Source organism: Candidatus Viridilinea mediisalina, assembly GCF_002532535.1.
Classification (GTDB): domain Bacteria; phylum Chloroflexota; class Chloroflexia; order Chloroflexales; family Chloroflexaceae; genus Viridilinea; species Viridilinea mediisalina.
Genome location: NZ_NQWI01000205.1, coordinates 1 through 4,370, shown reverse-complemented (window position 1 = coordinate 4,370; position 4,370 = coordinate 1). Strand labels below are relative to the sequence as shown.

Here is a 4,370-nt window from a genome sequence, read left to right as displayed (position 1 = left end):
ACTCTCTACCTGAAAGGGCCGGGGGGTAGATAATCCTTTAGAGGTGTAGCAGCGGCCCCCAAGCGAACCACGCCCGCACCGCGAGCCACAGGCCGCTGCTACGCCCCTACTGCATTGGATGAACGTAGGGTCAGATGCTATACTCAGATTGCCTGATAGCGCGGCGTGTAAACCGTGTGATGAGGAGAGCGCCATGAAAGCCTATCGAACCTATCGTACCGTTACGGATGCCAAGCAACTATTTCTCTCTGATCTACCCTTTCAACCTGGTGAAGTTGTAGAAATACTTATTCTTGCCCAAGATCCTGATCGAGCCTTGGCGCTTCAACGACTTGATGCGCTGTTCCAACGCAGTCAAGCCTTACCCCAGGCTCAGGAGCTTACCGATGACGAGATTGCCGCCGAGATTGAGGCATACCGGATGGGACAAAGTTCCTAGCTTGTGCGCTCGCTGCCAAGGCCGACTATCTGATTACAGGTGACCGTGACTTTACCGAAGCATACAAACTTCTCAATACAACGGTCTGTTCGCTGAGCCAATTCAAGCGTCTTGTGATTGATACTGAACCGCAATAAAACGAATTCAAGCGTTTGCCTGGAGAGGAAGGGCACGTCAGTTGCTGCCACTAGCGTGAATAACCGCGTCTTGCTCCGCAAAACCTTCCGGCGAACGCTGTGCTTCCCGATACTGACGGCCAAGATGGATCGCTTCGTCAAAGGCTGGAGTAGCGGCGAACACACCGTTGATCTGCTCCCACCAGGGAACAATGGCTGGCTGCGCTAATTGCTGCTTGAGCATCCGCAGTTCTTGTTCGAGCATTGCCACGCGATCTTCAAGGGTCATGGTTGACATGCTGTCTCCCTCCTGATGCTCTTGGGATACGGTTCATCATTGAGCAGACCGCATAACACATTGCGCCAGAGCGCATTGCTATGCGGCACGCCCTACTTGTCACTCATCACTCATCACTCGTCACTAGTATCACCCCTCGCCCTGCTCTAGCGCCCGGCTCACGGTGAATTGTAGCCAGGCGCTGCGGCTGATGCCGCGCCGTTTGGCGGCGGCGTCTACGAGCTTGAGGAGGGCCGGATCGAAGCGGATCATCACCGGAACGCGCTTGCTTTCAGGTGCCTCCGGCGCGCCCGCTTGCGTTGCGCTGGCAGCGGCGATGAAGCTCTCTGCTGCGTCATCATGGCTTGTGGCTCTGCTTGCGTTCGGATTGCTCTTCGGTTTCTTTGCGACAGCCATTGTATATACCTTCGCTATACATCGTACAGCTTGGCTACAAGCTGTTCTAGTTCCCTTGTTGCCTTTGGGTCTTTCGCCCCAGGCTCAACGACCGCCTTGCCCGCTGCTGCGGCGTTGGGGAAGGCTTTGCGTCGCCCGATGGTGCAAGGTAGCAATTCGAGGTCGGGTATCTCGCGCAGCGCTTCTCTCGTATCTTCGTTCCTGGGTACGCAGCGCAGCCCCTTGCAGATTGACAGCCGTATAGCCTGCGCTGCCCACCTGCTCGACCCGTAGCTCGGTGAAGAGGCTGGCCGTCCCTTGCTCATCGCCATCCACGAGCAGCACGTCACGTCCGGCCAGGGCGCGAGCAATGGCGATATTGAGGGCCAGGGTGGTCTTGCCCACGCCGCCCTTCGTATTGCCGACGGTGAGGATCATCGTTGCATCTCGGTATCTTTTCGCTACCTGAGTGGTAGCAGCATGCTATACAGATGTAAGCGAATGGACAGATAGGGTGTGCGAGGGAACCTGGTTCCCTCGCATCCTCTTCCCGTCCAGAGGGGTGTAGGGCACCGCCCTACAGCTTCCAGTCACACCCTAATCAAACGGATAGCGCAGATGAGGATCAGCTTGGCGTGGGGGGCGTATCTAGCCGACGAGATGGGCCATGTGCGGGCGCGACGGGGGCCATGCTTTCATCTCGGTATCTTTGTGCTATCTTATGAGTATCGTTGTGATACACAAACGCAACGTTTTAATAGCACCGCTTGGGAGCTTTCAAATGCTCGCGCAAAGCCGCAAAGCCGCTAAGAGTTAGCACAACTACCGCCGATGCTGGAGCGCCACGAATTGCTGATAATGGGCATTATCACCAATTCCCCCATGCCCCCTCCTGATGGCAATGCCCTTGGCGCACAGCGAAATGATGTGCTATCATTGGGATTATCATCAAAAAGTGTGCGGGAGATGCGCTATGCCCGAGACGATCCAGAGTCTCCTTGATGCTTATGTCGCTCACCTTCACCAGAAGGGGTATCGGGCGACGACGTTGCGTGCCTATCGCGGTGATCTCGGTGCGGCGGCGGTGGCGTTTCCACAGCCCCTTGTGGATGTGCAGCGCGCTGATTTGGAGGCGTGGCTCGCTGCGGTGACAACTGCGACGACCCATGCCCGCCGTTTGGCGAGTTTGCGCGGTTTCTTTGCCTGGTGCCTTGCCCATCATTTCATCACGCATGATCCCACGTTGGGCCTTGAGGTGCGGCGCAGCACGAAGCGGCTGCCACGTCCGGTTCAGGGCCAGTGCGACCGAGTGGCTCTCGACCGAGCGATTGCTACGTATGCTTTGCCCTATCGCCTGCTCTTTACCCTGCTCCGCGAGACGGGCATGCGTGTGGGTGAGGCGTTGGCGCTGAATGTGGGTGATGTTCATCTGGGCCTTGGCCAGGAAGGTCTGCATGTCCGCGATCCAAAGAATCGGGTGGAGCGTGTTGTTATCTTGGGGCCAAACAGCACCGAGCGCAGCATGCGCCTGTTGCGCCGCCATCTGAAGTTGTTGGGCGATGCACCGCTCGGATCGCTTTCAGACTACGCCGATCATCACCGGGGCCGGTGGTCACATCCCTGCGACCCTCTACCGGCTGGCGACTCGCGCTGAACGGGATGGGAAGGAGATGGCTGATGTCTATGCCGCCGTGGCCAATCGTCTAGCCCGGCTGGTTCCCATTCGTTCGCTTGAGGTTGAAGTGGATGATGTGCGCCAAATGCTGACCGTGGTCGCGCAAGAGCGCAGCGGCGTGCGCCTGCCCGCTGCTGCGCTCTCGGATGGCACGTTGCGTTTCCTGACCCTTGCCGTGCTGGTTGCCGACCCAGAACAACGCGGGCTGATCTGCATCGAGGAGCCAGAGAATGGCATCCATCCGGCACGTATGGTTGAGATGACTGAGCTATTGCAGATGTTGGCCGTTGAGCCAACCACGATGCCCGACGATGAGAATCCGCTGCGTCAAGTGATTGTGGCCACCCACTCACCCGTCTTTGTCCAGTTGCAACAGCCAGAGAACATCCTCTTTGCCCAAGAGGTCAAGATTCGCACGAAAGCGGGAACGATTGCCAGAACATTGCGTTTCCTCGCCGACGACAGTTGCTTGAGGAGTTGCCCCTTGACGGGCCGTTAGAGCATCTTAGAGCTTGGTGCCGCCTGCGCGACGACACCGCTGACGCTATCGCTGCACTACGTGCTATTGAGAATATAGCGTAATCCTCACCCCAATAGCCCTCATCCGAGATTCGCGTCACCAGCCGCATTAAACTGTGCGGCACTAGTGCAAGACGGGATGAGATTGGCGACGATCCGCAAGCGCCTGGCCACCCGACCCTGTGCTACGCGCACGGCGTCGGAGCGTACAGCAGCGCACGCAGTGAGCGCATGTCTACACGGTATCGATTATTAGTATTTTCCGTTCCGTTGCTACTGGAAGCCCGTCTACAATGGCAAATTAGGGCTTTGGTGGCCCTTCCCGCTCCCACGTTCGTCCTGGCTTCTGAGTTGGCGGTAGCTTGGGGTCTCCTGGCTCAATGGTCACTACTCGACCACGATCTACTTTGCCGCCGCGCGGCCCCCGCTCTCCATACTCACCTGGACGAGCAGGTATCTCACCAGGTTTTTGTCTAGTTGGCATAATGCTTCACCTCATTCCTGCGCCCATAGATTGAACTAGTATGTTCGGGTGCAATAGAGATAATAGCACAATTATTCAGTATTATCAAATCGATAAGCCGCATATAGTGTCAAGTATGCCAAACACATACTATATGTAGTATCAGTGTTTGATTGACCAAATGGTTGTCCCTCTGCCCTTAACCAGAGGCTGGTGCCACTCGTCGCATGAAGCGACCCTGAGCCCTGTTCATAACCTAGCCCCCTCCCTCACTCCTCCTCCTCCTCGCCCCCGCTCCGCCCCATGCGGTACTTGATGTCGTAGTTGATGATGAAGTCCAATTCCTCCTCCGTGAAACCGTAGTGCGCTGCAAGTACCCGGTCGATCTCGTCAATGATGGGTTTGGAAGTATCCTCTCCAAAACCGCTGGATCAGGCCGCCGATGGCATGGCGACACCAGCCCGTTGGGCTATGCGCTCGGCTAA

Annotated in this window: 7 protein-coding genes; 3 read left to right on the top strand and 4 right to left on the bottom strand. The window is 57.0% G+C overall.

Annotation, left to right across the window (positions count from 1 at the left end; translation table 11 throughout):
- Positions 1-193: 193 nt before the first annotated feature.
- Positions 194-439 (top strand): hypothetical protein, encoded by a 246-nt coding sequence (locus CJ255_RS21225; protein ID WP_097646075.1) that lies wholly within the window; start codon positions 194-196, stop codon positions 437-439.
- A gap of 174 nt (positions 440-613) precedes the next feature.
- On the opposite strand, the gene CJ255_RS21215 is transcribed toward CJ255_RS21225, so the two are convergent.
- The 3 genes from CJ255_RS21215 to CJ255_RS21205 form a co-directional block, all read right to left on the bottom strand.
- Positions 614-853 carry a hypothetical protein gene (locus tag CJ255_RS21215; RefSeq protein WP_097646074.1) on the bottom strand — a complete coding sequence of 80 codons (240 nt, stop codon included), beginning with the start codon at positions 851-853 and terminating at the stop codon, positions 614-616.
- 129 nt (positions 854-982) lie between these two features.
- The gene (locus tag CJ255_RS21210) at positions 983-1,249 is read right to left on the bottom strand and encodes a ribbon-helix-helix domain-containing protein (protein WP_097646073.1); all 267 of its coding nucleotides are present in this window, start codon (positions 1,247-1,249) and stop codon (positions 983-985) included.
- An 84-nt stretch (positions 1,250-1,333) separates the two neighbouring features.
- Positions 1,334-1,666, bottom strand: a complete 333-nt coding sequence (locus CJ255_RS21205; RefSeq protein WP_217352513.1) for a ParA family protein — start codon at positions 1,664-1,666, stop codon at positions 1,334-1,336.
- Positions 1,667-2,201: 535 nt separating this feature from the next.
- Here CJ255_RS21205 and CJ255_RS21200 point away from each other — a divergent pair.
- Entirely contained in the window at positions 2,202-2,882 is a 681-nt protein-coding gene (locus tag CJ255_RS21200; RefSeq protein WP_165774869.1) for a tyrosine-type recombinase/integrase, read from the top strand.
- Positions 2,788-3,402 carry an AAA family ATPase gene (locus CJ255_RS21195; RefSeq protein ID WP_097646071.1) on the top strand — a complete coding sequence of 205 codons (615 nt, stop codon included), beginning with the start codon at positions 2,788-2,790 and terminating at the stop codon, positions 3,400-3,402. Before CJ255_RS21200 ends, CJ255_RS21195 begins: the two co-directional genes overlap by 95 nt.
- 321 nt (positions 3,403-3,723) lie before the next feature.
- Here the strand turns inward: CJ255_RS21195 and CJ255_RS21190 are convergent, their stop codons facing one another.
- Complete coding sequence (locus tag CJ255_RS21190) at positions 3,724-3,906, bottom strand: YjzC family protein (RefSeq protein ID WP_097646070.1); 183 nt, start codon at positions 3,904-3,906, stop codon at positions 3,724-3,726.
- Positions 3,907-4,370 lie beyond the last annotated feature (464 nt).